Origin of the sequence: Streptomyces sp. CB09001 (genome assembly GCF_003369795.1) — a bacterium.
Classification (GTDB): domain Bacteria; phylum Actinomycetota; class Actinomycetes; order Streptomycetales; family Streptomycetaceae; genus Streptomyces.
This window is the reverse complement of the sequence record NZ_CP026730.1, coordinates 4,426,140-4,451,887: the sequence shown is the minus strand read 5'-3', so window position 1 is coordinate 4,451,887 and position 25,748 is coordinate 4,426,140. Positions and strand designations below refer to the sequence as shown.

Annotated in this window: 27 protein-coding genes; 8 read left to right on the top strand and 19 right to left on the bottom strand. The window is 73.4% G+C overall.

What is annotated here, in order from left to right; genetic code table 11:
- The first annotated feature begins 88 nt into the window (after positions 1–88).
- The gene (locus tag C4J65_RS20880; protein ID WP_162833262.1) at positions 89–1,270 is read left to right on the top strand and encodes a class I SAM-dependent methyltransferase; all 1,182 of its coding nucleotides are present in this window, start codon (positions 89–91) and stop codon (positions 1,268–1,270) included.
- 5 nt (positions 1,271–1,275) lie between these two features.
- Here C4J65_RS20880 and C4J65_RS20875 read toward each other — a convergent pair whose 3' ends face one another.
- The 8 genes from C4J65_RS20875 to tsaB form a co-directional block, all read right to left on the bottom strand.
- The gene (locus C4J65_RS20875; RefSeq protein WP_115743747.1) at positions 1,276–2,535 is read right to left on the bottom strand and encodes a sigma-70 family RNA polymerase sigma factor; all 1,260 of its coding nucleotides are present in this window, start codon (positions 2,533–2,535) and stop codon (positions 1,276–1,278) included.
- 62 nt (positions 2,536–2,597) lie between these two features.
- On the bottom strand, positions 2,598–2,954 hold the full coding sequence (locus C4J65_RS20870) for a YciI family protein (RefSeq protein WP_115743746.1): 357 nt from the start codon (positions 2,952–2,954) through the stop codon (positions 2,598–2,600).
- Between the two features lie 119 nt (positions 2,955–3,073).
- A complete protein-coding gene (locus C4J65_RS20865) occupies positions 3,074–4,111 on the bottom strand; it encodes an LCP family protein (protein ID WP_115743745.1) in 1,038 nt (345 codons plus the stop codon).
- Between the two features lie 138 nt (positions 4,112–4,249).
- Positions 4,250–5,317: a LacI family DNA-binding transcriptional regulator gene (locus C4J65_RS20860; protein ID WP_115743744.1), complete on the bottom strand. Its 1,068-nt coding sequence runs from the start codon at positions 5,315–5,317 to the stop codon at positions 4,250–4,252.
- Positions 5,318–5,401: 84 nt separating this feature from the next.
- Positions 5,402–5,674: a hypothetical protein gene (locus tag C4J65_RS20855; protein ID WP_115743743.1), complete on the bottom strand. Its 273-nt coding sequence runs from the start codon at positions 5,672–5,674 to the stop codon at positions 5,402–5,404.
- A complete protein-coding gene (gene tsaD / locus C4J65_RS20850) occupies positions 5,671–6,789 on the bottom strand; it encodes a tRNA (adenosine(37)-N6)-threonylcarbamoyltransferase complex transferase subunit TsaD (protein ID WP_115743742.1) in 1,119 nt (372 codons plus the stop codon). The genes C4J65_RS20855 and tsaD overlap by 4 nt, the downstream gene beginning before the upstream one ends.
- Positions 6,782–7,267 (bottom strand): ribosomal protein S18-alanine N-acetyltransferase, encoded by a 486-nt coding sequence (gene rimI, locus C4J65_RS20845; RefSeq protein ID WP_205351154.1) that lies wholly within the window; start codon positions 7,265–7,267, stop codon positions 6,782–6,784. Before rimI ends, tsaD begins: the two co-directional genes overlap by 8 nt.
- Positions 7,268–7,311: 44 nt before the next feature.
- Positions 7,312–7,965: a tRNA (adenosine(37)-N6)-threonylcarbamoyltransferase complex dimerization subunit type 1 TsaB gene (gene tsaB, locus C4J65_RS20840; protein ID WP_115743740.1), complete on the bottom strand. Its 654-nt coding sequence runs from the start codon at positions 7,963–7,965 to the stop codon at positions 7,312–7,314.
- Between the two features lie 182 nt (positions 7,966–8,147).
- Between tsaB and C4J65_RS20835 the strand changes: the two genes are divergently transcribed.
- A complete protein-coding gene (locus tag C4J65_RS20835; protein ID WP_115743739.1) occupies positions 8,148–8,702 on the top strand; it encodes a hypothetical protein in 555 nt (184 codons plus the stop codon).
- Positions 8,703–8,735: 33 nt separating this feature from the next.
- Here C4J65_RS20835 and C4J65_RS20830 read toward each other — a convergent pair whose 3' ends face one another.
- From C4J65_RS20830 to alr, 4 genes are all read right to left on the bottom strand, one after another.
- Positions 8,736–8,999 carry a hypothetical protein gene (locus C4J65_RS20830; RefSeq protein WP_115743738.1) on the bottom strand — a complete coding sequence of 88 codons (264 nt, stop codon included), beginning with the start codon at positions 8,997–8,999 and terminating at the stop codon, positions 8,736–8,738.
- A gap of 148 nt (positions 9,000–9,147) precedes the next feature.
- Entirely contained in the window at positions 9,148–9,618 is a 471-nt protein-coding gene (tsaE, locus tag C4J65_RS20825; RefSeq protein WP_275898185.1) for a tRNA (adenosine(37)-N6)-threonylcarbamoyltransferase complex ATPase subunit type 1 TsaE, read from the bottom strand.
- Between the two features lie 100 nt (positions 9,619–9,718).
- Positions 9,719–10,975, bottom strand: a complete 1,257-nt coding sequence (locus tag C4J65_RS20820; protein ID WP_162833261.1) for an alpha/beta hydrolase — start codon at positions 10,973–10,975, stop codon at positions 9,719–9,721.
- Positions 10,976–11,094: 119 nt separating this feature from the next.
- The gene (gene alr / locus C4J65_RS20815) at positions 11,095–12,270 is read right to left on the bottom strand and encodes an alanine racemase (RefSeq protein WP_115743736.1); all 1,176 of its coding nucleotides are present in this window, start codon (positions 12,268–12,270) and stop codon (positions 11,095–11,097) included.
- A 72-nt stretch (positions 12,271–12,342) separates the two neighbouring features.
- Here alr and C4J65_RS20810 point away from each other — a divergent pair, with 72 nt between their 5' ends.
- Positions 12,343–12,714: a holo-ACP synthase gene (locus tag C4J65_RS20810; protein WP_115743735.1), complete on the top strand. Its 372-nt coding sequence runs from the start codon at positions 12,343–12,345 to the stop codon at positions 12,712–12,714.
- A 9-nt stretch (positions 12,715–12,723) separates the two neighbouring features.
- Here the strand turns inward: C4J65_RS20810 and C4J65_RS20805 are convergent, their stop codons facing one another.
- Entirely contained in the window at positions 12,724–13,335 is a 612-nt protein-coding gene (locus C4J65_RS20805) for an XRE family transcriptional regulator (RefSeq protein WP_115743734.1), read from the bottom strand.
- A gap of 169 nt (positions 13,336–13,504) precedes the next feature.
- Here C4J65_RS20805 and C4J65_RS20800 point away from each other — a divergent pair, with 169 nt between their 5' ends.
- Complete coding sequence (locus C4J65_RS20800) at positions 13,505–14,962, top strand: NAD(P)H-hydrate dehydratase (protein ID WP_115743733.1); 1,458 nt, start codon at positions 13,505–13,507, stop codon at positions 14,960–14,962.
- A gap of 41 nt (positions 14,963–15,003) precedes the next feature.
- Complete coding sequence (locus C4J65_RS20795; RefSeq protein WP_115743732.1) at positions 15,004–15,516, top strand: ASCH domain-containing protein; 513 nt, start codon at positions 15,004–15,006, stop codon at positions 15,514–15,516.
- A gap of 31 nt (positions 15,517–15,547) precedes the next feature.
- Here C4J65_RS20795 and glmS read toward each other — a convergent pair whose 3' ends face one another.
- Entirely contained in the window at positions 15,548–17,395 is a 1,848-nt protein-coding gene (gene glmS / locus C4J65_RS20790) for a glutamine--fructose-6-phosphate transaminase (isomerizing) (protein ID WP_115743731.1), read from the bottom strand.
- A gap of 111 nt (positions 17,396–17,506) precedes the next feature.
- On the bottom strand, positions 17,507–18,313 hold the full coding sequence (locus tag C4J65_RS20785) for a hypothetical protein (RefSeq protein WP_115743730.1): 807 nt from the start codon (positions 18,311–18,313) through the stop codon (positions 17,507–17,509).
- Between the two features lie 273 nt (positions 18,314–18,586).
- Here C4J65_RS20785 and coaA point away from each other — a divergent pair, with 273 nt between their 5' ends.
- On the top strand, positions 18,587–19,576 hold the full coding sequence (gene coaA, locus C4J65_RS20780) for a type I pantothenate kinase (protein ID WP_003974235.1): 990 nt from the start codon (positions 18,587–18,589) through the stop codon (positions 19,574–19,576).
- A 62-nt stretch (positions 19,577–19,638) separates the two neighbouring features.
- A complete protein-coding gene (locus tag C4J65_RS20775; protein WP_115743729.1) occupies positions 19,639–20,580 on the top strand; it encodes a DUF389 domain-containing protein in 942 nt (313 codons plus the stop codon).
- Positions 20,581–20,690: 110 nt separating this feature from the next.
- Here C4J65_RS20775 and glmM read toward each other — a convergent pair whose 3' ends face one another.
- The 4 genes from glmM to C4J65_RS20755 form a co-directional block, all read right to left on the bottom strand.
- On the bottom strand, positions 20,691–22,049 hold the full coding sequence (gene glmM, locus C4J65_RS20770) for a phosphoglucosamine mutase (protein ID WP_115743728.1): 1,359 nt from the start codon (positions 22,047–22,049) through the stop codon (positions 20,691–20,693).
- Positions 22,050–22,273: 224 nt separating this feature from the next.
- Complete coding sequence (gene rpsI / locus C4J65_RS20765) at positions 22,274–22,786, bottom strand: 30S ribosomal protein S9 (protein WP_003974238.1); 513 nt, start codon at positions 22,784–22,786, stop codon at positions 22,274–22,276.
- Positions 22,787–22,828: 42 nt separating this feature from the next.
- Complete coding sequence (rplM, locus tag C4J65_RS20760; protein ID WP_031041507.1) at positions 22,829–23,272, bottom strand: 50S ribosomal protein L13; 444 nt, start codon at positions 23,270–23,272, stop codon at positions 22,829–22,831.
- A 208-nt stretch (positions 23,273–23,480) separates the two neighbouring features.
- Complete coding sequence (locus C4J65_RS20755) at positions 23,481–24,686, bottom strand: glycosyltransferase family 87 protein (RefSeq protein WP_240330479.1); 1,206 nt, start codon at positions 24,684–24,686, stop codon at positions 23,481–23,483.
- Positions 24,687–24,825: 139 nt separating this feature from the next.
- Between C4J65_RS20755 and C4J65_RS20750 the strand changes: the two genes are divergently transcribed.
- Complete coding sequence (locus C4J65_RS20750; RefSeq protein ID WP_115743726.1) at positions 24,826–25,737, top strand: hypothetical protein; 912 nt, start codon at positions 24,826–24,828, stop codon at positions 25,735–25,737.
- The last annotated feature ends 11 nt before the right edge of the window (positions 25,738–25,748 follow it).

The following is a 25,748-nucleotide window of genomic DNA, read 5'->3' as shown; positions in this document are numbered from 1 at the left end:
TGCCGGATCCTCGCAGCCGCCCCCGGCCGAACCCGGCCCGACACCGCGCCGGAGGCACACCATCCACCGACTGGCCCACAATGACCCGGTGAACGACCTCGACTTCCTCCTCACCCCCGAAGGCCGCGCGCTCCTCGACGAGGTGCGCGACACCGACCCCGCCCGGGAGTTGGCGGTCGCGACCCGGCTGCGGCGCACGCATCCCGCCGAGCTGGTCTCGGCGGCACTCGGGCAGGCGCGGCTGCGGCAGCGGGCGGTGGCGAAGTTCGGGGCCGAGGACGCCGGGCGGATGTTCTTCACTCCGAACGGGGTCGAGCAGTCGACGCGGGCGAGTGTGGCGGTGCACCGGGCGGAGTGCCTCCGGGCGCTCGGGGTACGGTCCGTCGCCGACCTGTGCTGCGGGATCGGCGGCGACGCGATCGCGTTCGCCCGCGCCGGGATCCGGGTCCTCGCCGTCGACCACGACCCGGTCACCGCGGCGGCGGCCCGCGCCAACGCCGACGCGCTCGGGCTCGCCGACCTGATCGAGGTGCGCGAGGCCGACGTGACGGAGGTGGACACGGCCGGATACGACGCCGTGTTCGTCGACCCCGCCCGGCGTTCCTCCAAACGCGGCCGGATCTTCGACCCGGAGGCGTACTCCCCGCCCCTGTCCTGGGCGGTGTCCGCCGCGCTCGGGGCGCCGCTCGGCCTGCTGAAGATCGCGCCCGGCATTCCGCACGAGGCGATCCCCCCGGAGGCGACGGCAGAGTGGGTCTCGGACGGCGGGGACGTCAAGGAGGCCGTGCTGTGGTTCGGCCCGGACGTGACGCCGGGGGCGCGGCGGGCGACGCTGCTGCCCGCCGGAGCGGGGATCTACGCGACGCCCGCGACCATGCTGCCGGACCCCGAAGCCCGCCCGGTCGGGAGGTACCTGTACGAGCCGGACGGTGCCGTCATCCGCGCCCACCTGGTCGCCGAGGTGGCCGAGGACCTGGACGGCGGGCTGATCGACCCGACCATCGCCTACGTCACCGCCGACGAAGCGCACCGCACGCCGTACGCCACCGCCTACGAGATCACCGACCAGCTCCCGTTCAACGTCAAGAAGCTGAAGGCGCTGCTGCGGGAGCGCGGGGTCGGGACGCTGACGGTGAAGAAGCGGGGCTCGGCGGTCGAGCCGGAGGAGCTGCGGAAGAAGGTCAAGCCGCAGGGGCCGAACGCCGCGACGGTGTTCCTGACCCGGGTCGCGGGGGCGCCGACGATGCTGATCGGGCACCCCGTCCGGTAGGACGGCTAGCGGGCCTCCGCCTCCCGCGCCCGGCGCCGCAGGAGCGCGCGTTCGCGGGCGTTGCGGGTCAGGGAGGCGGCCCGTTCGAACTCCTCGCGGGCCTCCGCCGTGCGGTCCAGGCGGAGCAGGAGGTCGCCCCGGACGCTGGGGAGCAGGTGGTAGTCGCGCAGGGCCGGTTCCGCGGCGAGGGCGTCGACGAGGGCCAGGGCGGGGGCCGGGCCCTCGGCCATCGAGACGGCGACGGCGCGGTTGAGTTCGACGACCGGGGACGGGGCACGGGCCGCGAGCAGGCCGTAGAGCGTGGCGATGCGCGGCCAGTCGGTCTCCTGGTAGGTGAGGGCCGTGGCGTGGCAGGCGGCGATCGCGGCCTGGAGGGCGTACGGGCCCGGCCCTCCGACGCCGGTGGTGGCGTGGGCGTGGCCGAGGGCGGTGACGCCGCGGGCGATGAGCAGGCGGTTCCAGCGGCGGCGGTTCTGGTCCCGCAGCAGCACCGGCTCGCCGTCGGGGTCGGTACGGGCGGCGGTGCGGGAGGACTGGAACTCCAGCAGTGCGGTCAGGCCGTGGACCTCGGGCTCCTTCGGCATCAGGGCGGACAGGACGCGGGCCAGGCGCAGGGCGTCCTCGCACAGGGCGGGGCGGAGCCAGTCGTCGCCGGCGGTGGCCGCGTAGCCCTCGTTGAAGATCAGGTAGATGACCTCGAGGACCGAGCCGAGCCGGGCCGCGCGGTCCGGCCCGTACGGCACCTCGAAGGCGACGTTCTTCCTGGCCAGGGTGCGTTTGGCGCGGACGATGCGCTGGGCGACGGTCGGTTCGGGGACGAGCCGGGCGCGGGCGATCTCGGGGGTGGTCAGGCCGCCGAGCAGGCGGAGGGTGAGGGCGATGCGGGCCTCGGCGGACAGCACCGGGTGGCAGGCGGTGAAGACCAGCCGCAGCAGGTCGTCGTCGATGTCCTCGGGGTCGGCGGGCTCCTCGGGCGGGGGCGCCGAGGCGGGCAGGTCCCGGCCGATCTCGGCGAGCTTGCGGGCGTAGGTCTCCCGGCGCCGGATCAGGTCGACGGCGCGGCGGCGGGCGGTGGTCATGAGCCAGGCGCCCGGGTTGTCGGGCACGCCGTCCCTCGGCCACTGCTCCAGGGCGGCGACCAGGGCGTCCTGGGTGAGTTCCTCGGCGATGCCGACGTCCCGGACGAGCCGGGCGACCCCGGCGATCACGCGGGGCGACTCGAGCCGGAAGACGGTTTCGAAGGCTGCGGTGGGCTGTGCTTCCACAGCCCACCATGCAACACCCTCGGGGCGCCGGGACAAAGCGGGAACCGGTGCCCCGCGTCGGCTCAGCCCTCCATCAGCTCGCGGACCTCGCAGGTCACCGTCCAGTACTCCTCGTGCACCTTCAGGAACCGCTTGGTCCACTCGACGGCCTCGGCCAGGTCCTTGGCCTGGAGGAGGGAGTAGCCGCCGATGACCTCCTTGGTCTCGGTGAAGGGCCCGTCGGTGACGGAGAGCTGTCCGCCCTCGTAGTGGACGCGGGTGCCCTGGGCGGTCGGGGTCAGGCCGGCCGTGTCCAGCAGGACGCCGGCCTTGGTCATCTCCTCCATCAGCTTCTCCATCCGCTGGATCAGCTCCGGGCTGGGGCCGCCGGCGAGGGCGTCGGACTCCTCGATGCGGATGAGGGACAGGTAGCGGGGCATGGTGACTCCTCGGGTGGTCCGGCTGCCGGGCTTCTCCCGGCCTCTCACCCTTGCGTCGAACGGGCCGGCCGCGGATCGACACACGCCGGCAAGATTTCCGGGACCTCTCTCGGCGCATCTCAGCGCAGCGATTCCCACAGCTCGGCGGCGTCCGGCTGATCTGCCACCACCCGGTTGGGGTCCGAGGGGGCGGGCAGCACCGGCATCGTCAGCGTGCGTACGTCGTCCGCGGCGAGGTCCCCGAGGCTGCGGCCCAGGTTCGTCAGCTCGCCCAGCGAGTCCAGGCCGGTGTCGGTGGTGAGGCTGCCGGTGAGGGCGTCGGCGACCTGGTAGAGCCTGGCGGGGTCGGTGAGCAGGTCGGTGGCGGAGATCTGCTCGAGGAGCGCCTTGACGAGCTTGTGCTGGAGCTCTATCCGGGCGAGGTCGCTGCCGCCGGCCAGTCCGTACCGGGTGCGGGCCAGGCCGAGGGCCTCGGTGCCGTCGAGGTGGTGGGTGCCGGCGTCCAGGTGCAGGTGGCTCTTGTCGTCGTCGATGTCCACGTCCGTGGTGACGGTGACCCCGCCGAGCGCGTCGACCAGGCCGGCGAAGCCGGAGAAGTCGACCTCGACGTAGTGGTCCATGCGCACGCCGGTGAGCGACTCGACGGTCTTCACGGCGCAGACCGGACCGCCCAGTTCGTAGGCGGTGTTGAACATCGCGCCGCTCGCCGCCCTGGTCGTACCGCCGGACGGCAGCGGGCAGGAGGGCCGCTCGACGAGGGTGTCGCGCGGGATGCTGACGACGGTGGCGGCGGTGCGGCCCGCGTCGAGGTGGACGACCATCGCCGTGTCCGAGCGGGCTCCCCCGCTGTCGCCGCCGCCCAGCTCCTGGTTCTCCTCGCCGCTGCGCGAGTCGGAGCCGAGGACGAGGAGGTTGAGGGCGCCGGTGGGCACCGGTGAGGCGGAGGGCGAGGCGGAAGGGACGGCGACCGGTCGCGCGGGGCGGTCGTCTCCGAGCGCGCCGTTGATGTCGACGCTTTTGATGTTGCCGTTCAGGTGCCAGTAGGCCCAGCCCGCCGCCCCGGCGCCGAGCAGCAGGGAGCCGGCCAGGGCCAGGCCGGCCACCTTCAGCCCCTTCCGGCGGCTGCGCCGCCCGTCCCGTCCGCCCCGCGCCGCCATGCGTCAGCCCCCGCCCTGCCAGTCCCGTCCGCGTCCCCACCCGGATGCCCCACCGGAAGGAACATAAGTCCGAATTATTGAAACTGGAACAGGTGGGTCGGGCTTCTGCGGAAATTCTCAGACTGAGGGCTTATCCGCTCATCCCGCCGCGGCCTGGCCATCCCGGGGCGGCGCCGTGCTGCTGCGCACCTCCAGGCTGGTGGCCAGCTCCACGCGGGTCGCCGTCGAGGAGCCGTCGTCCCGCCCGAGGTCCAGGACCAGCCGGGCCGCCGCCTCGGCCATCTCCATCAGCGGCTGCCGTACGGTCGTCAGCGGCGGGCCCACCCAGCGGGCCACCGGCAGGTCGTCGAACCCGACCACGCTCAGGTCGTGCGGGATGCGCAGCCCCAGCTCACGGGCGGCCTCGTAGAGCCCGAGCGCCTGGAGGTCGTTGCCGGCGAAGACGGCGGTCGGCCGGTCCGGGCGGCGCAGCAGTTCGAGACCCTGTCGGTAGCCGGCCTCGTGGTGGAAGTCGCCGGTCACGATCAGGCCGGGGTCGACCGGCAGCCCCGCCGTCTCCAGGGCGGCCCGGTAGCCGTCGACGCGGGCGCGGCTGCACATCATCCGGGTGGGTCCGCTGATGGCGCCGATGCGGGTGTGCCCGAGGTCGACCAGGTGCCGGGTGGCGGCGAGGCCGCCCTGCCAGTTGGTGGCGCCGATGGACGGCACGTCGGCGCCCGGGTCGCCGGCCGGGTCCATCACCACGAACGGGATGGAGCGGCTGGTGAGCAGGGCCCGCTGGGACTCGTCGAGGCCGGACAGGACCAGGATCACGCCGTGCGGGCGGCGGGCGGCGACCTGGTCGGCCCAGGTCCGGCCGGGCGTGAGGCGGCCCGCGCTCTCGGAGAGCACGACGCTGAGCCCAGTGTCCCTGGCCACGTTCTCCACGCCGCGGATGACCTCCATCGCCCAGGCGCTCTCCAGCTCGTGGAAGACCAGGTCGATCAGGGGCGACCGGGTCGACTCGGCCCGCCTGCGCCGGTAGCCGTGCACGCGCAGCAGCTCCTCGACGCGGGCCCGGGTCGACGGGGCGACGTCGGCACGGCCGTTGAGCACCTTCGAAACAGTCGGCGCCGACACACCGGCCTCACGCGCGATCTCGGCGAGGGTCGCGGTCTGGGCGGACCGCTTTTGTGTCCGGGTCTCAGCGGGCTGCGGGGATGTCATGGCGGCGATCGTAACCCCATGTGGCCGCCTGACGAAGGGGCCGGTGAACCGAGACCCATCGGAACATTCGGTTCTTACGCCGAATCATTCGACCCGGCCGTGGCCACTCTCGACCGACTCGAACCGCCAACGGTGCACCGCCCGCGTCACCAGAGCCTCGTCCGGTTCGGGCAGTTCCGGGAGTACGGCGTCGTACGCGGCGTCCCACCAGGTGATGACGAGGACGCGGTCCTGCGGGGCGCGCAGGGTCTCCCGGCGCAGCGGCCGCCGCGGCAGCTCCTGCCGCCGCGCCCAGGCCAGCAGCTCGCCGCCGCGGCCGGGCACGGCACGCGCCTCCCACATCAGCGCGACGGTCACGAGTAGAGGTTCTCCTTGCTGACCTCGTGCACGTGGTCGTGCGTATGCGTGTGGCCGTGGCCCTGTCCCGGCACATGCGGTTCCGTCACCGGCAGGGAGGAGTCCGCGGAGAGGTCCCAGTCGGAGGCGGCGCGGCCCCGGGCGACCATCTCGGCGCCGAGCGCGGCGACCATCGCGCCGTTGTCCGTGCACAGCTTGGGGCGCGGCACCCGCAGCCGGATGCCGGCCGCCTCGCAGCGCTCCTGGGCCAGCGCCCGCAGCCGGGAGTTGGCGGCCACGCCGCCGCCGATCATCAGGTGGTCGACACCCTCGTCCTTGCAGGCCCGGACCGCCTTGCGGGTCAGTACGTCCACGACCGCCTCCTGGAAGGAGGCCGACACGTCGCGCACCGGCACCTCCTCGCCCGCCGCCCGCTTCGCCTCGATCCAGCGGGCCACGGCCGTCTTGAGACCGGAGAAGGAGAAGTCGTACGCCGCGTCGCGCGGACCGGTCAGCCCGCGCGGGAAGGCGATCGCGGTCGGATCGCCCTCGCGCGCGTACCGGTCGATGACGGGACCGCCGGGGAAGCCCAGGTTGAGCACGCGGGCGATCTTGTCGAAGGCCTCGCCGGCCGCGTCGTCGATGGTGGCGCCCAGCGGGCGGACGTCGGAGGTGATGTCCGTCGACAGGAGGAGCGAGGAGTGCCCTCCGGAGACCAGCAGGGCCATCGTCGGCTCCGGCAGCGCGCCGTGTTCGAGCTGGTCGACGCAGATGTGCGAGGCGAGGTGGTTGACGCCGTACAGGGGCTTGCCGAGCGCGTAGGCGTACGCCTTCGCGGCCGAGACGCCGACCAGCAGGGCACCCGCGAGGCCGGGCCCGGCGGTGACGGCGATGCCGTCGAGGTCGCGCGCGCTCACCCCCGCCTCCTTGAGGGCGCGCTCGATGGTCGGCACCATCGCCTCCAGGTGGGCGCGGCTGGCCACCTCCGGCACGACGCCGCCGAAGCGGGCGTGCTCGTCGACGCTGGAGGCGACGGCGTCGGCCAGCAGGGTGGTGCCGCGCACGACACCGACGCCGGTCTCGTCGCAGGAGGTCTCGATCCCCAGGACGAGAGGCTCGTCGTGTGAGTCAGCCATGGTTCTCGGTTCCTCGTTCGGTTCCCGGTACGGAGGTGGACGGGTCGGTCAGGCGCATCACCAGGGCGTCCACGTTCCCCGGCTGGTAGTAGCCGCGTCTGAAGCCGATGGGCTCGAAGCCGAAGCGCTCGTACAGCCGCTGGGCGCGGGTGTTGTCCACCCGGCACTCGAGCAGCACCTCGGCGCACTCGAAGTCGGTCGCCGCGCGCAGCAGCTCGGTCAGCAGCCGCGCGCCGAGGCCGGTGCCCCAGTGGTCGCGGGCGACGGCGATGGTCTGCACGTCGGCCTGCTCCCCGGCGGTGACCAGGCCCGCGTAGCCGACGACGTGGCCGTCCTCCTCGGCGACCAGGTACCGCCGGGTCGCCCCGGGCCCGCGCGCGTGCGCCAGCTCGGACCAGAACATCCCTCGCGACCAGGCGTCCTCCGGGAACAGCTCCCGCTCCATGCGCAGCACGGGGTCGATGTCCCACCAGCGCATCTCGCGCAGTACGGCGGGTGCGGACTCGGCAGTGGCTGACTCGGTCACTTCGGGGTGACCACCTTGTAGTTCTTGGGGACCTGGGCGTCGGGCCGGCGCAGGTACAGCGGCCGGGGCGCGGGCAGCTCCTCCCCCGCCGCCAGCTTCTCGGCGGCCAGCCCGGCCAGGGCGGCGGCGGACACGTGCTCCGGCTCGTGCGCCCGGGGGAAGGTGTCCGGATACAGCAGCGCGCCCGCGCCGACGGCCGGGAGCCCGGCCACCTGACCGGCGATGTCGGCGGGGCGATCGACCGCCGGGTCGGTGAGCCGGGTGCGGGAGTCGGCGTACCGCGCCCAGTAGACCTCTTTGCGGCGGGCGTCGGTCGCCACCACGAAGGGCCTCTCCAGGTCGGCGGCGAACGCGAGGCCGTCCAGCGTGCACACGCCGTGCACCGGCACGCCGAGCGCGAGCCCGAACGCGTCCGCGGTCATCAGGCCGACGCGCAGCCCCGTGTACGGGCCGGGGCCGGTGCCGGCGACGATGCCGGTGACGGCGTCGAGCCGCAGGCCTGCCTCCGCGAGCACCCGGTCGACGGCGGGGAGCAGCAGCTCACCGTGCCGACGGGCGTCGACCTGGCTCGACGAGGCGATGACGTCCGTACCGTCGTGCAGCGCGACGGTGACGGCGGGCGTGGCGGTATCCAGAGCGAGCAAGAGCACGCAAACAGCCTACGGCGCCGCGGCGCCGCGCCGGACGCCCTGTGGACAACCCCGGGGGTGCTCGACCGGCACGACTCGACCATCCCGTGTCGCACAGCGCGTTCACTCGCTCACGTACTGCTACCGTCGCCCCGGGTACGGCACGCAGGACACGCACGAGTACGACGCCGAGGTGGTCGCCAGTGGCAAGCAGCAGCGCCGGTATCGTCACCGGCCTCACCACGGCGGCCCTCGTGACCATCGGCGCCCTGGCCCACCAGGCCTCCGTGAGCGTCCCCGCCGACCTCGGCCGGACCCACGCGACCACCAGTCCCGCCCCGGGCGCCGCCAAGGCACCGCGCGACCGGCGGCATCCGGACGCGCTGCCCGCCCTGTCCGGACAGGGTGAACGGGTGGTGTACTCGGTGGACGACGACCGCGTGTGGCTGGTCGGCCCGGGGAACAAGGTGCGGCGCACCTTCGAGGTCACGCCCAGCACGGTCGATCCGGCACCGGGCGCCTACACGGTCACGTCCCGGTCGAACCGGGTCACCGGGTCCGACGGCGTCCCGGTCGAGCACGTGGTGCGCTTCGCGAGCGCCGAGGGCGTGGCCGTCGGCTTCAGCGCGGCGGTCGACGGCTCGACGGCCGCGCCCGACCCGGACCGGCCCACCGGCGGGATCCGCGAGTCACGCGCGGACGGCGCCGCGATGTGGAAATTCGCGACGATCGGACGGCAGGTCGTCGTCGTCCCCTGACGACGGGTGGTACGTGCGGCTCCCCGCGGGGCGTCAGGCGGCCTCGCGGTGGCCCTGCCGGCCCTGCTGGTTCTGGTTCTGGTTCTGGTTCTGGTTCTGGTTCTGGTTCTGGTTCTGCCGGTGATGGTCCTGGTCGCGGACCGGCCCGCGCGCCTCCGGCTCGGGGGCGCGGGGCGGCGTCGAGACCGCCGTCGCGGCGGCGCAGGAGGCGAGCAGATCACGCATCGACACCCCGGCGGGCGCGGGCGGCTGGTGGCTCGGACGGCCCTGCGGCTGGGCCTGGGACACGGACGACATGGACGCCTCCTGAAGCTCGGGGGCGGGCGCAGTAAGGCATACCTAACTACGAGCCGAGTACCATGTGACCACGCGCAAGACCAGGAACGCAATCTTTTGCCGACGCTTTGTCGGAAAATCCGGCGGGAGAGAAGAGCGCCTGCGCTGCTCAGCCGGCGAGGACGCTCACGTCGGCCGTGGCCCACCGCTCACCGAGGCCGGTCACCGTCACGTGCCGCACCTCGTCCGTGGTGTCGCCGACGGCCCGGTCGATCCGGACCCGCAACCGGTCCTCGGTCAGCTCCTCGACCTTGCCCTCGCCCCACTCGACCACGATCACCGAGTCGGACAGCGACACGTCGAGGTCGAGGTCCTCCATCTCGTCGAGACCCCCGGAGAGCCGGTAGGCGTCCACGTGGACGAGCGGCGGTCCGTCACCGAGCGAGGGGTGCACGCGGGCGATCACGAAGGTCGGGGAGGTGACGGCGCCCCGCACGCCGAGCCCCTCGCCGAGACCGCGGGTCAGCGTCGTCTTGCCCGCGCCCAGCTCCCCGCTGAGCATCACCAGGTCACCGGCGCGCAGCAGCTTGGCGAGCCTGCGGCCCAGTTCCCGCATCTGCTCGGGCGAGGTGACGGTGATCTCGACGTCGGGGGACGCGGCCTCGGCGGACGCGACGTCGGGGGACGCGGCGTCGGGGGACGCGGCGTCGGCGGACGGGCCGGAGGAGGGACCGGAGGGCTCAGCCGGGCCCCGGCCCTGCGCTGCTGCTGGTGCTTCCATAGCCGTCCACGGTAGTCGCTGTCGGCACGGCGCCCGCGCGGGCCAGCAGGTCGGCGAGGCGGTCGGTGACCAGCTCCGGGTGCTCCAGCATCACCAGGTGCCCCGCGTCGGGGACCAGTACCAGCTCCGCGTCCGGCAGCAGGTCGGCGATCGCCTCGCTGTGCTCGCTCGGCGTCACCAGGTCCCGCACCCCGGCCAGGACCAGCACCGGGAGGCCCGCGAAGTGGGCGAGGGCCTCGGTCTTGTCGTGGTCGTTGAAGGCCGGGTAGTACTCCGCGACGACGTCGATCGGCGTCGACTCGATCATCCGCTCCGCGAACCGGGCCACGGCCGGGTCCACGTCCCGGGACGCGAACGAGTACCGCTTGATGATCCCGGCGAACAGGTCGGCCGTCGCCCGCCGCCCCCGTTCCACCAGCTCGGCCCGCTGCCCCAGCGCCCTCAGCACGCCCGGCAGCACCCGGCGCACCGCGTTGACACCGGCCACCGGCAGCCCGAAGTTGACCTCGCCGAGCCGTCCGGACGACGTACCGACGAGGGCGACGGCGACGACGCGCTCGCGGATCAGGTCGGGGAAGGCGTCGGCCAGGGCCATCACGGTCATGCCGCCCATGGAGTGCCCGACCAGCACGAGCGGGCCCTCGGGCGCGGCCGCGTCGATGACGGCCCTGAGGTCGCGGCCCAGCTCCTCGATGCTGACCGGCCGGTCGTCCCGCGTCTGGGCCACGCCCCGCCCGGACCGGCCGTGGCTGCGCTGGTCCCAGTAGACGGTGCGGACGACGCCCCTGAGGGCGGCCCGCTGGAAGTGCCAGGAGTCCTGGTTGAGGCAGTAGCCGTGGCTGAAGACGACGGTGACGGGCGCGGGCGCCTTCCGGCCGAACAGCCGCGTACGGCGCGGGGCGCGGGCGGCCTCGGCCTCCGGGTCCAGGTCGTCGACCTCGTAGTACAGCTCGGTGCCGTCCTCGGCGTGCGCCGTGCCCGGGGTGCCGCGCAGTCCGCCGTACGGGCCCGCCGAGTCGAGGGCGAGGCGGGCCTTCTGTCGCATTCCGCGGCCGACGGTGAGCCGTTCTATCGCCACGCCGGCCGCGGCGCCCGCCGCGACCACGCCTATCGCGACTCCGGCGATACCGGTCGCCCGGCGCCAGCCGCTGCCGGCGGCGGCCTCCGTGGCGGAGGCGACGGCTGCCGCGACGGCCTCCCCGCTGCTCTCGCTCACGTGCACCGCTCCTCTTCGCCGGGTTCACCGGGCCGCTGTGCGCCACCCGCTGCTCATCGCTGGACGCGCGTCGGTACGGACCTCTCGGTCGTTCCTGTCGGTCGTTCCTGTCGCTCGTTTCACTCGTTTACGTAGACGCGCGGAACGCGGGTTCCGATCCGGGTGACGATCTCGTACGCGATGGTGCCCGCCGCCTGGGCCCAGTCCTCGGCGGTGGGCTCGCCGCGGTCGCCGGGCCCGAACAGCACCGCCTCGGCGCCCGGCTCGGGCCGGTCCCCGCCCAGGTCGACGACGAACTGGTCCATCGCGATCCGCCCCGCGACCGTGCGCCACTTGCCGTCGACCAGCACGGGGCCGCTGGAGGAGGCGTGCCGGGGGATGCCGTCCGCGTAGCCGAGCGGGACGAGGCCGAGGGTGGTCTCGCCGGGGGTGGTGTAGTGGTGCCCGTAGCTCACGCCGTGGCCGCCGGGGACCTGCTTGACCAGGGCCAGCGAGGCGGCCAGCGTCATCACGGGGCGCAGCCCGAAGTCGGCCGGGGTGCCGATCTCGGGGCTGGGTGAGACGCCGTACATCGCGATGCCGGGCCGTACGAGGTCGAAGTGGGCGTCGGGGAGGGTGAGGGTGGCGGGCGAGTTGGCGATGTGCCGCACCTCGGGGCGCAGGCCCCGCTGCTCGGCGTGGGCCGTCATCTCCCGGAAGCGGGTGAGCTGGGCGGCGATGGAGGGGTGGCCGGGCTCGTCGGCGCAGGCGAAGTGGGACCAGAGCCCGGTGACCCGCAGCAGCCCCTCCCCCTCGGCCCGCAGCGCGGCCCCGACCAGCTCTTCCCAGTCCTCGCCGGGCTGGCAGCCGTTGCGTCCGAGGCCGGTGTCGGCCTTGAGCTGCACGCGTGCGGGCGCCCCGGCCGCCCGGGCCGCCTCGACGACTTCCTCCAGGGCCCACATCGCGCTGACGGACACGTCGATGCGGGCCTCGACCGCCTCGCGCCAGGGCCCGCCGGGCGTCCACAGCCAGCACATGATCCGTACGTCGTCGGGCAGCCCGGGCTCCGCCGACCGCAGGGCGAGGGCCTCCTGCGGGGTGGCGGTGCCGAGCCAGGTCGCACCGGCCGCGACGGCCGCGCGGGCGCAGGGGAGCGCGCCGTGGCCGTAGGCGTCCGCCTTGACGACGGCCATGAGAGCCGCCCCGGGGGCCCGTTCGCGCAGTGCGCGTACGTTGGCCCGCAGGGCGGCCAGGTCGATCTCGGCCCGGGCGCGCAGTACCGCGTCCGCGTCCCGCCGAGCAGTTGTCTCGCTCATCGTGCCCCCAGTCTCTCAGAGCACCCGGCCGCACCCGCCGCACGCCGCCTGGCAGTGGCTAGGGTTCCCGGCATGAGCATCATCGGGGTCGGGATCGACGTGGCCGAGGTCGAGCGGTTCGGGGCGTCGCTGGAGCGCACACCGGCGCTGGCGGGGCGGCTGTTCCTGGAGAGCGAGTTGCTGCTGCCCGGCGGGGAGCGCCGGGGGGTGGCCTCGCTCGCCGCCCGGTTCGCGGCGAAGGAGGCGTTGGCCAAGGCGCTGGGCGCACCGGCGGGGCTGCTGTGGACGGACGCCGAGGTGTGGGTCGAGGCCAGCGGGCAGCCGCGGCTGCGGGTCACGGGGACGGTGGCGGCGCGGGCGGCGGAGCTGGGCGTGGCGTCGTGGCACGTGTCGCTGAGCCACGACGCGGGGATCGCGTCGGCGGTGGTGATCGCGGAGGGATAGCCGCCGGGGTCAGCCGGCGGTCGGCCGGACCCGGATGTGCATGCGCTCGCCCTGTGCGCCGTACAGGGCGATCCACTCGACGGGCTGGTCCCCGGCGTTGGCGATGCCGTGCGGGACGCGGGTGTCGAACTCCGCCGTCTCCCCGGCCGTCAGGACGAGGTCGTGCTCGCCGAGGGCGAGGAGCAGGCGGCCGGAGAGCACGTAGAGCCACTCGTGGCCCTCGTGCGCCCCCTGTTCGGGGCGCGGTGTCCACTCGGTCCGCGGGGTGGCCGGGGCGGGGAGGATCTGCTTGTAGGCGTGCAGTCCGTCGTTCGGGTTCCGGGTGAGCGGGACCCAGGTCTGTCCGTGCCGGGTGAAGGGGCGGGGATGGACGCGGGGGTCGCCGGTGCGGGAGCCCACGAGTTCGTCCAGGGGCAGCCGGTGCGCCCGGGCCAGCGGCAGCAGGTGCCGCAGCCCCGGCTCGCGCTGCCCCGACTCCAGCCGGGACAGGGTGCTCACGGAGATGCCGGTGGCGGCGGCGAGCTGGGCCAGCGTGAGCCCGCGGGCCTGCCGGATGGCGCGCAGGCGGGCCCCGAGCGAGGTCATCACCTGTGCCGTCTCGTCGTCACCGCCGCTCCTCATGGGACAACTGTCCCCCATCGCACGTCCCGGGGGACCGCGGGCCGGGGTCCGTGCGCGGGCCGGGGGTCCGTGCGCGGTCCGGACCGTGCGTGTCCCGGACCAAGCGCGTTCCGGACCGTGCGCGTTCCGGACCGTGCGTGTTCCCGGCGTACGGGGAAGACTCGACGGCATGCGGACTGCGTACAGCGTGGAAACGGTCAGGAACGCCGAACGGGAGCTGATGGCACGGCTGCCGGAGGGGGCGCTGATGCAACGGGCCGCGGCCGGGCTGGCCGCCGCCTGCGCCCAGGTGCTGGCCCGGGTGGCCGGGCGGGTCTACGGCAGCCGGGTGGTGCTGCTGGTCGGCAGCGGCGACAACGGCGGCGACGCCCTGTACGCGGGCGCGCGGCTGGCCCGGCGGGGCGCGGGAGTGACGGCGGTGCTGCTCGCGCCGGAGCGGGCGCACGGCGGCGGCCTGACGGCGCTGCGGCGCGCGGGCGGACGGGTCGCCGGAGGCGGCGCTTCCGGTTCTGCCGAGGAGTTGATCGCGCGGGCCGATCTCGTCCTCGACGGCATCGTCGGGATCGGTGGCGGCGGCGGGCTGCGGAAGGAGGCCGTTCCGCTGGCGGACGCGGCCGCGCGGTCGCGGGCCGCCGTCGTCGCCGTCGACCTGCCGAGCGGGGTCGACGCGGACACGGGCCGGGTGCGGGGGGACGTGGTCAGGGCCGACCTGACGGTGACGTTCGGGACGCACAAACCGGGGCTGCTGATCGATCCGGCACGGGAGTACGCGGGTTCCGTACGCCTGGTGGACATCGGTCTGCCGCTGCCCGCCGAGGCGGCCGAGCTGGAGGCGTTGCAGCATCCGGACGTGGCCCGCCTGCTGCCGGTCCCGGCGGGCGAGAGCGACAAGTACCGGCGCGGGGTCGTGGGCATCGCCGCCGGGTCGGCCCGCTACCCCGGCGCGGCCGTACTCGCCGTCGCGGGTGCGCTGCGGGGCGGGGCCGGGGCGGTGCGGTACGTCGGTCCGGCGGGGGACGCGGTGATCGCCCGCTTCCCGGAGACGCTCGTGTCCGACCAGGGGCCGAAGCGGGCCGGGCGGGTGCAGGCGTGGGTGGTCGGACCCGGTGCCGGTGACGACGCGGCGACGGTGGCGGAGGTGCTGGCGGCGGATGTGCCGGTCCTGATCGACGCGGACGGCCTGCGGCTGGCCGACGCGGCCGCGGTACGGGCGCGCACGGCACCGACGCTGATGACCCCGCACGCCGGGGAGGCGGCGGCGCTGCTCGGGGTGGGCCGGGAGGAGGTCGAGGGGGCCCGGCTGGCCTCGGTGCGCGAACTGGCGGCGCGGTACGGGGCGACGGTGCTGCTGAAGGGCTCGACGACGCTGGTGGCCAGTGCGAAGGGCGGCCCCGTCCGGGTCAACGCCACGGGGACGTCGTGGCTCGCCACAGCGGGGAGCGGGGACGTGCTGTCCGGCCTGGCGGGCTCGCTGCTCGCGGCGGGCCTGCCGGCGGTGGACGCGGGGAGCGTGGCCGCATACCTGCACGGCCTGGCGGGCCGCTTCGCGGCGGAGGGGGCCCCCACGGGAGCACACGACGTGGCGACGGCGATCCCGCGGGCCTGGCGGGATGTGCGCGGGGACTGAACCGGGACTCCGGGCGCGGGCCTCGCCGGTACGGTGATCACGTGGCCCTCGAACCGGACCCGACCCCTTCCTTCCCGGCCGCGCCCGCCCCCGCCCCGGCCGTCCCCGGCCCGCCCGTCCCCGGTGTCGGCTCGCTCCCCAGGGCCGAGTTCGGCTTCCCCGGACCCCTGCGCGACCGGCTCGTCGCGGCGGTCCTCGACGGGACGAAGACCTCCACGACCGGGCTCGTCGCCGACTACGAGCACGAGGGCGAACCGCTGCCGGAGGCCGGACGCCGCGAGGTGGTCGTCGACTCGCGCGAACTCCCCGTCGCCGTCATCGAGGTGACGGAGGTGCGCGTCGTCCCGCTGGCCGAGGTGGACCTCGCCCACGCGGTCGACGAGGGCGAGGGGGACACGAGTGTGGCCGAGTGGCGGGCGGGCCACGAGCGGTTCTGGCACGGCGCGGAGATGCGCGCGGCGCTGGGCGACCCGGAGTTCACGGTGGACGACGCGACACCGGTGGTCCTGGAACGCTTCCGGGTCGTCACCGTGCTGCCCGCGACCGCCCGCTGAGGGACCGCCGCGGGGCGCGCGCCGGGCGGACCTACTCCACCGTCACCGACTTCGCCAGGTTCCGCGGCTGGTCCACCTCGTTGCCGCGGGCCGTGGCCAGTTCGCAGGCGAAGACCTGCAACGGCACCGTGGCCACCAGGGGTTGCAGCAGCGTCGGGGTGGCCGGGATCCGGACGAGGTGGTCGGCGTAGGGGACGACCGCCTCGTCGCCCTCCTCGGCGATGACGATGGTGCGGGCGCCGCGGGCGCGGATCTCCTGGATGTTGGACACGATCTTGTCGTGCAGGATCGAGCGGCCGCGCGGGGACGGCGCCACGACCACGACCGGCAGGTCCTCCTCGATCAGCGCGATCGGCCCGTGCTTCAGCTCGCCCGCCGCGAAGCCCTCGGCGTGCATGTACGCCAGCTCCTTGAGCTTGAGGGCGCCTTCGAGGGCGACGGGGTGGCCGACGTGCCGGCCGAGGAAGAGGACCGTGTTCTTGTGGGCGAGGGAGCGGGCCAGTTCGCGCACCGGGTCCATGGTCCCCAGGACCCGTTCGACCGCGCCGGAGATGCCGGACAGGTCGCGGACGACGTCGCCGATCTCGTCCCCGTACTTCGTGCCGCGCACCTGGCCCAGGTAGAGGGCGACCAGGTAGCAGGCCACGAGCTGGGTGAGGAAGGCCTTGGTGGAGGCGACGGCGACCTCGGGGCCCGCGTGGGTGTAGAGCACGGCGTCGGACTCGCGGGGGATCGTCGAGCCGTTGGTGTTGCAGATGGCGAGCACCCTGGCGCCCTGTTCGCGGGCGTGTCGCAGGGCCATGAGGGTGTCCATGGTCTCGCCGGACTGGGAGATCGCGACGACCAGGGTCTGCTGGTCGAGGATCGGGTCGCGGTAGCGGAACTCGCTGGCCAGCTCCACCTCGCAGGGGATCCGCGTCCAGTGCTCGATGGCGTACTTGGCGATCAGCCCGGCGTGGTACGCCGTGCCGCAGGCGATGACGACGACCTTGTCGACCTCCCGGAGCACCCCCGGCGGGATGCGTACCTCGTCCAGGCTCAGCGTGCCGGAGCCGTCGATGCGGCCGAGGAGGGTGTCGGCGACGGCCTTCGGCTGCTCGGCGATCTCCTTGAGCATGAAGGAGGCGTAGCCGGCCTTCTCGGCGGCCGAGGCGTCCCAGTCGACGTGGTAGGAGCGGACGTCCGCCGGGGTGCCGTCGAAGGCGGTGACCCGTACGCCGTCCCGGCGCAGTTCGACGACCTGGTCCTGGCCCAGCTCGACGGCGTCCCGGGTGTGGGCGATGAAGGCCGCGACGTCCGAGGCGAGGAAGTACTCGCCCTCCCCCACTCCCACCACGAGCGGCGAGTTGCGGCGCGCGCCGACGACCACGTCCGGCGCGTCCGCGTGCACCGCGACCAGGGTGAACGCGCCCTCCAGCCGCCGGCACACCAGCCGCATCGCCTCGGCGAGGTCGGCGCAGGCCGAGTACTCCTCGGCGAGCAGGTGGGCGACGACCTCGGTGTCGGTCTCGGAGGGCAGTCCGTGGCCGCGCTCCGCCAGCTCGGCGCGCAGCGGCGCGAAGTTCTCGATGATGCCGTTGTGGACGACGGCCACCCGGCCCGCGTTGTCGAGGTGCGGGTGGGCGTTGGCGTCGGTGGGGCCGCCGTGGGTGGCCCAACGGGTGTGGCCGATGCCGGTGGCGGCGGACGGCAGCGGGTGTTCGGACAGTTCCTTGTCGAGGTTGACGAGCTTGCCGGCCCGCTTGGCGGTGGCGAGGCCGCCGTCCGCGAGCACGGCGACGCCCGCCGAGTCGTATCCCCGGTATTCGAGCCGCTTCAGTCCGGCCATCACGACATCGAGTGCCGACTGAGGCCCTACGTATCCCACGATTCCGCACATAAGCGGCAGCCTACGAGCAGGATCGACCGCGTGGCGGCCGCAAAGCGGGCTTCCTGTGCCCGATATCGGAAATTCCCACCGGGGTACGAACGCCGTCCGCGGGCCGGTGCGTCAGCCGAGCTTGGCGACCTGCGCGTCGACGACCTCGGCGGGGACCTCGAATTCCGCGCCGGTCACCATCGAGGAGAGGTTGACGGCGCCGAAGGTGGCGAGGGTGGCGCCCTTGCGGACCGCGACGAGCTTCATGAGCCCGCTGCCGTCCCCGCCGGTGGCCACACCGACGTTGACGGTGAGCCCCTCGTCACCGGCCTTGAGGCGGTCCAGGCCGCTCACCTCGGTGACCCGCATCTTGTCGCTGCCCACGGTGGCGACGAAGCCGCCCGCACACTTCTCGACGGCCGTCTTCAGGCCCGCCATCGCCTGCTCGGCGCCGCCGTCCGCGTAGGAGGCGACGTTCAGCATGATCTTGTTCACGTCGATGTCGGTCATGTCCTGGCCGTCCGGGCCCTTGCTCGCGGAGGGCGACTCCGTCTGCCCCTGCCAGGAGCGTTGCACGTCCGCGGCCGGCTCGCCCTGGGCCACCGCGCCCTGGACGTGGACCAGCGGCAGGCAGGCCTCGTTGTCCACCGAGATCTGGTCCTTGGCCACCTGGTCGTCCGCCGACAGTTCGGTGGCGACCTCGCCGTTCTTGACGTCGGCCTGGGCCAGGGCGACCTTCTCCAGTTCGGCGGCGGTCAGCGCCTTGCCCGCCGGTGCGGACGCCCCGGCGCCCTCCGCCGGTGCGGACTGCTCCGTCCTGGCCGTCTCCTCGGCGGCCGCGCCGTCGTCGTCGGACGACCCGCCGCAGGCGGTGGCGAGCAGGGCCAGGGCGGCGGCGGAGGCCGCGAGGGCGGTACGGCGGACAGCGGTCGAACTCACGTCGGCACTCTTTCGTCGGTTCACTTCAGGGGAGGTCGACCTGCGTCGGAATCTGTCGAGTCGCGTCGAGGTACGCGATGAGATCCGGTCGACTTTGCCCGCACCATACCTACGGCATTCGTACGTACGATCGATAACCGGCCATCCGAGACCCGACCGTGATCTCGCCGGACCCCGGCCGCGGCCCCGCCGGGCCGTGGTGGGCCGCGGGTGGGCCGGCCGACGTGACACAGCCCACCTGCCGCCCCGTTCGTACTCCGTTAACAATGGACTGTGATCTCTCCGGTCCCCTCGATTCCCCGGAGCGCCCACCGGCAACGGCCGGAGGCGACTCCCTACGTCGACCTCACCCGCCCCGAGTGGAGCGCACTGCGCGACAAGACGCCGCTGCCGCTGACCGCCGAGGAGGTCGAGAAGCTGCGCGGCCTCGGCGACGTCATCGACCTCGACGAGGTGCGGGACATCTACCTCCCGCTCTCCCGGCTCCTCAACCTCTACGTCGGCGCCACCGACGGTCTGCGCGGCGCGCTGAACACGTTCCTCGGCGAGCAGGGCTCCCAGTCCGGCACCCCCTTCGTCATAGGGGTCGCGGGCTCGGTCGCGGTCGGCAAGTCCACCGTCGCCCGCCTGCTCCAGGCGCTGCTCTCCCGCTGGCCCGAGCACCCCCGCGTGGAACTGGTGACCACCGACGGCTTCCTGCTGCCGACGCGGGAACTGGAGGCGCGCGGCCTGATGTCGCGGAAGGGTTTCCCCGAGTCGTACGACCGCCGGGCGCTCACCCGTTTCGTCGCCGACATCAAGGCGGGCAAGGCGGAGGTGACCGCCCCCGTCTACTCCCACCTCATCTACGACATCGTCCCGGACCAGCGGCTCGTCGTCCGCCGCCCCGACATCCTGATCGTCGAGGGCCTCAACGTGCTCCAGCCCGCGCTGCCCGGCAAGGACGGCCGCACCAGGGTCGGACTCGCCGACTACTTCGACTTCAGCGTGTACGTCGACGCGCGCACCGAGGACATCGAGCGCTGGTACCTCAACCGTTTCCGCAAGCTGCGCGCGACCGCCTTCCAGAACCCGTCCTCGTACTTCCGCAAGTACACGCAGGTGTCGGAGGAGGAGGCCCTCGACTACGCCCGCACCACCTGGCGCACCATCAACAAGCCCAACCTGGTGGAGAACGTGGCCCCCACCCGGGGCCGGGCCACCCTGGTGCTGCGCAAGGGCCCCGACCACAAGGTGCAACGCCTGAGCCTGCGCAAGCTGTGAGGCGGGCGGCACCTGACGGACGGGCTGGGCACGTGGGGCGGGCGGCGCGATAGAAATACCGGATGCTGCATCTGCGCCTGATCACTCCGGCCGACCGCACCGACGAGGTGGTCCGCCTGATCGACCGTACGGTCGGGACCACCCACCTCGTCGTCCTGCCGGGCGCCGCCCGGGAACCCGAGGGCGACGTCGTCATGTGCGACGTGGCCCGCGAGGCCGGGGACCAACTCATCAACGGACTACGGGCGTTGGGCATCGACAGCAACGGCGCCATCACCGCCGAGAACATCGACCTGTCGCTGTCGGACCGCGCCGACCGGGCGGAACGGGACGCGCCGGGCGAGGCCGCCGACGCGGTGCTGTGGGAGCAGTTGGAGGAGGCGACGCACGAGGAGTCGACGCTCTCCATCACCTACATCGCCTTCATCACGCTCGCCACGATGATCGCGGCCTGTGGTGTCGTCCTCGACAACGCGATCCTCATCGTGGGCGCGATGGCGGTCGGCCCGGAGTTCGGCCCGCTGGCCGGGATCTGCACAGCGGTCGTCCAGCGAGCCCCGCGGCTCGCCCTGCGCTCGGCGATCGCCCTGCTGGTGGGCTTCGCCGTGGCGATGGCGGTGACGGTGGGCTTCAGCTGGATCATGGCCGCCCTCGACCTGTTCAGCGAGGGCAAGCTGGAGGGCGACCGCCCCAACACCGGCTTCGTCTACGCCCCCGACGCCTTCTCCTTCGTGGTGGCGGTCCTCGCCGGCATCGCGGGCACGCTGTCCCTCACCTCGGCGAAGTCCGGCGCCCTGGTGGGCGTCGCCATCTCCGTCACCACGGTCCCGGCGGCCGCGAACGCAGCCGTCGCCCTGAGCTTCGGCGACACCGACCAGACGGTGGGCTCCACCGAACAGCTCCTGCTCAACCTGGCAGGCATCGTGGTCGCCGGAACCCTCACCTTGCTGGCGCAGAAGGCGTTGTGGTCAACCCAACGACGCCGGATGAGCAAGCCGACCTAGGGGCGCGGGGCCCTGCTGATTTGCGGCTCCGCCGCGCGGGCGCGACCAGCCACGACGAACCCGCGGCCCGCATCGCACAGCACCCCCCACCCCGAACCCGGCCCCAAAAACTATCCGAGCGCGGACTTCACCGAATCGGCCAACCGCCCCGCCACAGACCGGGCCTGCTCGATGTCGGCGGCCTCCACCATCACCCGCACAAGAGGCTCCGTCCCGGAGGGACGCAACAGCACCCGCCCGGTGCTCCCCAGCTCCCGCTCCGCCTCGGCCACCGCCGTGGCCAGCTCGGCCGAGCTCGTCACCCGCGACCTGTCCACGTCCGGCACATTGATCAGCACCTGCGGCAGCCGCTCCATCACGGACGCGAGGTCCCGCAGCGTACGGCCGGTCTGCGCGACCCGCGCGGCCAGCATCAGGCCGGTCAGCGTGCCGTCGCCGGTGGTGGCGTGGTCGAGGATGATGACGTGGCCGGACTGCTCGCCGCCGAGGGCGTAGCCGTGCTCCTTCATCTCCTCCAGGACGTACCGGTCGCCGACCCCGGTCTGCACCAACCGGATGCCCTCGCGCTCCATGGCGAGCTTGAAGCCCAGGTTGGACATGACGGTGGCGACGACGGTGTCCGAGCGCAGCGCCTCGCGCTCCCGCATCGCCAGGGAGAGCACGGCGAGGATCTGGTCGCCGTCGACCTCCGCACCGGTGTGGTCCACGGCCAGGCAGCGGTCCGCGTCGCCGTCGTGGGCGATGCCGAGGTCGGCGCCGTGCTCGACGACGGCGGCCTTGAGCAGGTCGAGGTGGGTGGAGCCGCAGCCGTCGTTGATGTTGAGGCCGTCGGGCACCGCGCCGATGGTGACCAGCTCGGCACCGGCCCGCGCGAACGCCTCCGGCGAGACCCGGGAGGCCGCGCCGTGCGCCTCGTCGAGGACGATCTTCAGTCCGTCGAGGCGGTTCGGGAGGACACCGACGAGGTGGGCGACGTACTGGTCGAGCCCCTCGTCGTAGTCCCGGACGCGGCCGACGCCGGCGCCGGTCGGGCGGTCCCAGGGGGCGCCGGTGCGGTGGTCGGCGTAGACGGACTCGATGCGGTCCTCCAGCTCGTCGGCGAGCTTGTGGCCGCCGCGGGCGAAGAACTTGATGCCGTTGTCGGGCATGGCGTTGTGGCTGGCGGACAGCATCACGCCGAGGTCGGCGCCGAGCGCGCCGGTGAGGTGGGCCACCGCGGGCGTCGGCAGCACGCCGACCCGCAGCACGTCCACACCGGCGCTGGCCAGGCCCGCGACCACCGCGGCCTCCAGGAACTCCCCGGAGGCACGTGGGTCCCGGCCGACCACCGCGGTCGCCCGGTGCCCGGCGAAGGTGCCCGCCTCGGCCAGTACGTGCGCCGCGGCGACGGAGAGGCCCAGCGCCAGCTCGGCCGTCAGATCCGCGTTGGCGACACCGCGCACGCCGTCCGTGCCGAAGAGTCGTCCCACTTGTCCTCCTGAGGAAACGTCAATTCCGGAAGCGGCTGCCCTGAGTGCGGCCCACGCAGTCGGCTCCCGAAGGCCCGGGCACGCAGCGCCCGACCATCGATCACATAAGCCTTAGAACGTCTTGTGCCGTTATACGCCCAACGGCAGGGATAAACGAATGCCCCGGCAGCACAGTGGCGTGCCGCCGGGGCGTTCGGAGTACAGCCGGTACCAGCCGGTACGACTTAGCGCTTGCTGTACTGCGGGGCCTTGCGGGCCTTCTTCAGACCGGCCTTCTTGCGCTCGACCGCACGGTCGTCACGCTTGAGGTAACCGGCCTTCTTGAGAGCGCCGCGGTTGTTGTCCACGTCGGCCTCGTTCAGCGCGCGGGCGACACCGAGACGGAGCGCACCGGCCTGGCCGGAGACGCCGCCGCCGGAGATGCGGGCGATGACGTCGTAGCGGTTGTCCAGCTCGAGCACCTTGAAGGGCTCGTTGACTTCCTGCTGGTGCACCTTGTTCGGGAAGTAGTCCTCGAGCGTGCGCCCGTTGACCTTCCACTTGCCGGTGCCCGGGACGATCCGGACGCGGGCGATGGCGTTCTTGCGACGGCCCAGGCCGGCGGCCGGCTGGGGCTCGCCGAACGCGGAGGCCATGGACTCCGAGGTGTACTCGCCCTCGACGGGCACCTCGGACTCGGTGGTGTAGCTGTCGATGTCGATCTCTTCGAGCGGCTGCTCGGGAGTGGTCTCGGCCACGATGCTCCTCAGATTCTCTTCAGTCTTAAAGGGTGGCCGGAACTACTGCGCGACCTGGGTGATCTCGAACGGCTGCGGCTGCTGCGCGCCGTGCGGGTGCTGGTCACCCTTGTAGACCTTCAGCTTCGAGAGCATCTGACGGCCCAGGGAGTTCTTCGGGAGCATGCCCTTGACGGCCTTCTCGATGGCCTTCTCCGGGTTCTTGTCGAGCAGCTCGTCGTAGCGCACGGAGCGCAGGCCGCCCGGGTAGCCGGAGTGGCGGTACGCCATCTTCTGGGTCCGCTTGTTGCCGGAGAGGTGCACCTTGTCGGCGTTGATGATGATGACGAAGTCACCGGTGTCGACGTGGGGCGCGTAGATCGGCTTGTGCTTGCCGCGCAGGATGGAGGCCGTGGTGGAGGCCAGACGCCCCAGGACGACGTCCTGGGCGTCGATGACGTGCCACTGGCGCGTCACATCGCCGGGCTTGGGGCTGTACGTACGCACGGTTCGTAGCCTTCGCTTCTTCAGTGAGTGGTCCTGACATTGGTCACCGAAGACGATCACGACAGCCCTGACCGCACCGCGGTGACGCATACCGCGTGCAGGTCGCTGGTCATCGGTCCCGGTGGACCGGTGTAAGGGCCCCTCACGTGAGAATGAGCAAGCCAATACACATACGACTGTGCAGAATACCCGGGCCCCGGCTGCCGGGTCAAAACGGGGCCGCGGGGGCGCGCTCCGGCTCCGCCGCCCGCCCCGGGGGCACCCGTCCTCCGGGGCCCGTCGGACCGGTGCGGGCCTGCCGGGCGACGGTCACCGCGAGGACGCACAGCGTGAACGCGTCCCGGAAGGCACGCCGCCGCTCCCCCTCCAGCCAGGGCCAGGTCAGGCCGGGCGCCTGGGGCACCAGGGCGATCCAGAACCAGACTCCGCGGGCCACCGACCCGGCGTACGGCAGCCCGGCCAGCAGCAGCGGCAGAGCGACCAGGAGGTAGTGGTCGTAGGACGGCCGGGAGACGAGGAACGCCGAGAGCATCAGCCCCGCACCGGTCTCCGCGAGCCGCAGCGGACCGGGGTCGGCGCGGCGCCAGCGCCGGTACGCGCAGAGCACCCCGGCCGAGGCCGCCGCCACCGCGAGCCCCTGCGCGAGCGCCGGCGGCACCCCGAGCCGGGGCAGTACGGCCGCCGGGGAGGCCTCGTAGAGCCGTACGAAGCCGTCGTCGCCGTGCAGCAGGAAGGGCAGGGTGCGGGTGAAGAAGCCCGCCGGGTCGGGCATCGCCAGCGCCGCCGCGGCGGAGGCCAGCGCGGGCACCAGGACGGCCGCGGCCAGCGCCCGCCACCGCCCGGCGAAGAGGAAGAGCAGGACGACGGGCGCGAGCAGCGGCTTGAGCGCCACGGCCGCCCCGATGACGACCCCCGCCCCCGTCCAGCGCCCCCGGCTCGCCAGCAGCAGGGCCAGCGGCAACGCCACCGTCGCCGTCACCGTCCAGTTGCCGAGCCGCACCAGGTGCCCGAACGGCGCGAAGCCCAGCGCGAGCCCGGTCAGCCCGAGGACCGCGAGCCGGCTGCCCAGCGGCACCCGGTGCAGGCGCAGCGCGCAGGCCCAGGCCAGGGCCAGCAGGGCGGTCACCGCGCAGGGCACCAGGACCCGCAGCACGGCCCCGGGCAGCAGCGCCTGCGGGACGGCGGCCAGGACGGCGCTCGGCAGGTAGAGGAAGTGCGGGTCGTCGTAGGGGGAACCGCCGGCCAGCCAGGTGCGGGCTGCCCGCACGACGATCGCGTTGTCCATCCCGCCGTCCGAGGTCGTCCGTGCCGCGTGCACGGCGGACGCCGCCAGCACCGTCACGAGCACCGCCCACGGGTACCTTCCCGCCGGCCGCACCAACCACCCGGAGATGTCGCTTTTGCCCGTCCGCATGCACGGAACGCTAGGCCCTGCCACCCCCAAGTCCCGGCACCAGCACGCCCACAGGCCCGTCACAGGCCCTGTCGTCAGTCTCCCGCCTGCCCTTCGGGCGGACGACGGGAGACTGACGACAGGGCCTAAGATGCCGCCCATGAGCTTTGGGCAGGGGGGACCTCAGTCGCAGTGGGATCCCTGGACACCGCAATCGCAGCAGCAGCCGCCGCAGCAGCAGTCACAGCAGCCCTGGAACAGCGGCAACAGTGACAACACGCCGGACTGGGCCGCTCTCGCCGAGGCCTCCGAGGCCCGTGCCAAGCGGCGCCGGCTGTTCTTCATCGGCGGCGGCGCGCTGGCCACCGTGGCGATAGCCAGTGCCGTCGCGGTGGCCGTGGTCTCGGCGAACGGCTCGGACCAGGCGTCCGACGGCGGTGCCTCCCAGCTCCCCACGACCGCGGAGATACCCAGCGCGACGGCCACCGAGCCGTCCTTCGCGCCGACCAGCGCGCCGCCGCCGCTGGACCCGAAGGACTTCGTCTCCAGCGCCCAGAAGGACAAGGCGCCGCTCAGCCCGGACCTGCTCTTCCCCGGGACCCAGCTGACCATGGGCGAGACGGTCTACAAGAAGGGCCCGACGGCCGACACCCGCACCTGCGGCTCCGCCGTCCAGGGCACCCTGCCGAAGGTCCTCGACGCCAACAAGTGCACGCGCCTGATCCGCGTCACCTACACCAAGGGCGACACCGCCGTGACGGTAGGCGTGGCCGTCTTCGACACCGAGGCGCAGGCCGTGAAGGCCAAGAAGGACGCCGACAAGAAGAGCATCGTGCGCTCCCTGTCCGGCGGCGGCGTCAAGTCCTTCTGCACCGGCGCCGTCTGCCGCTCCACCACCAACTCCTACGGCCGTTACGCCTACTTCACGGTGGCCGGCTTCACCGGCGCCAAGGACGTCACGGAGAAGTCCACCGGTGTGTTCCGGGCCGGTGACGACCTGGCCGAGTTCGCCTTCCGGCAGATCCGCCGGCGCGGTGAAACCCAGGCGTCGGCGGCGGCGGAGGCGGGCTGACGGCCCACCGC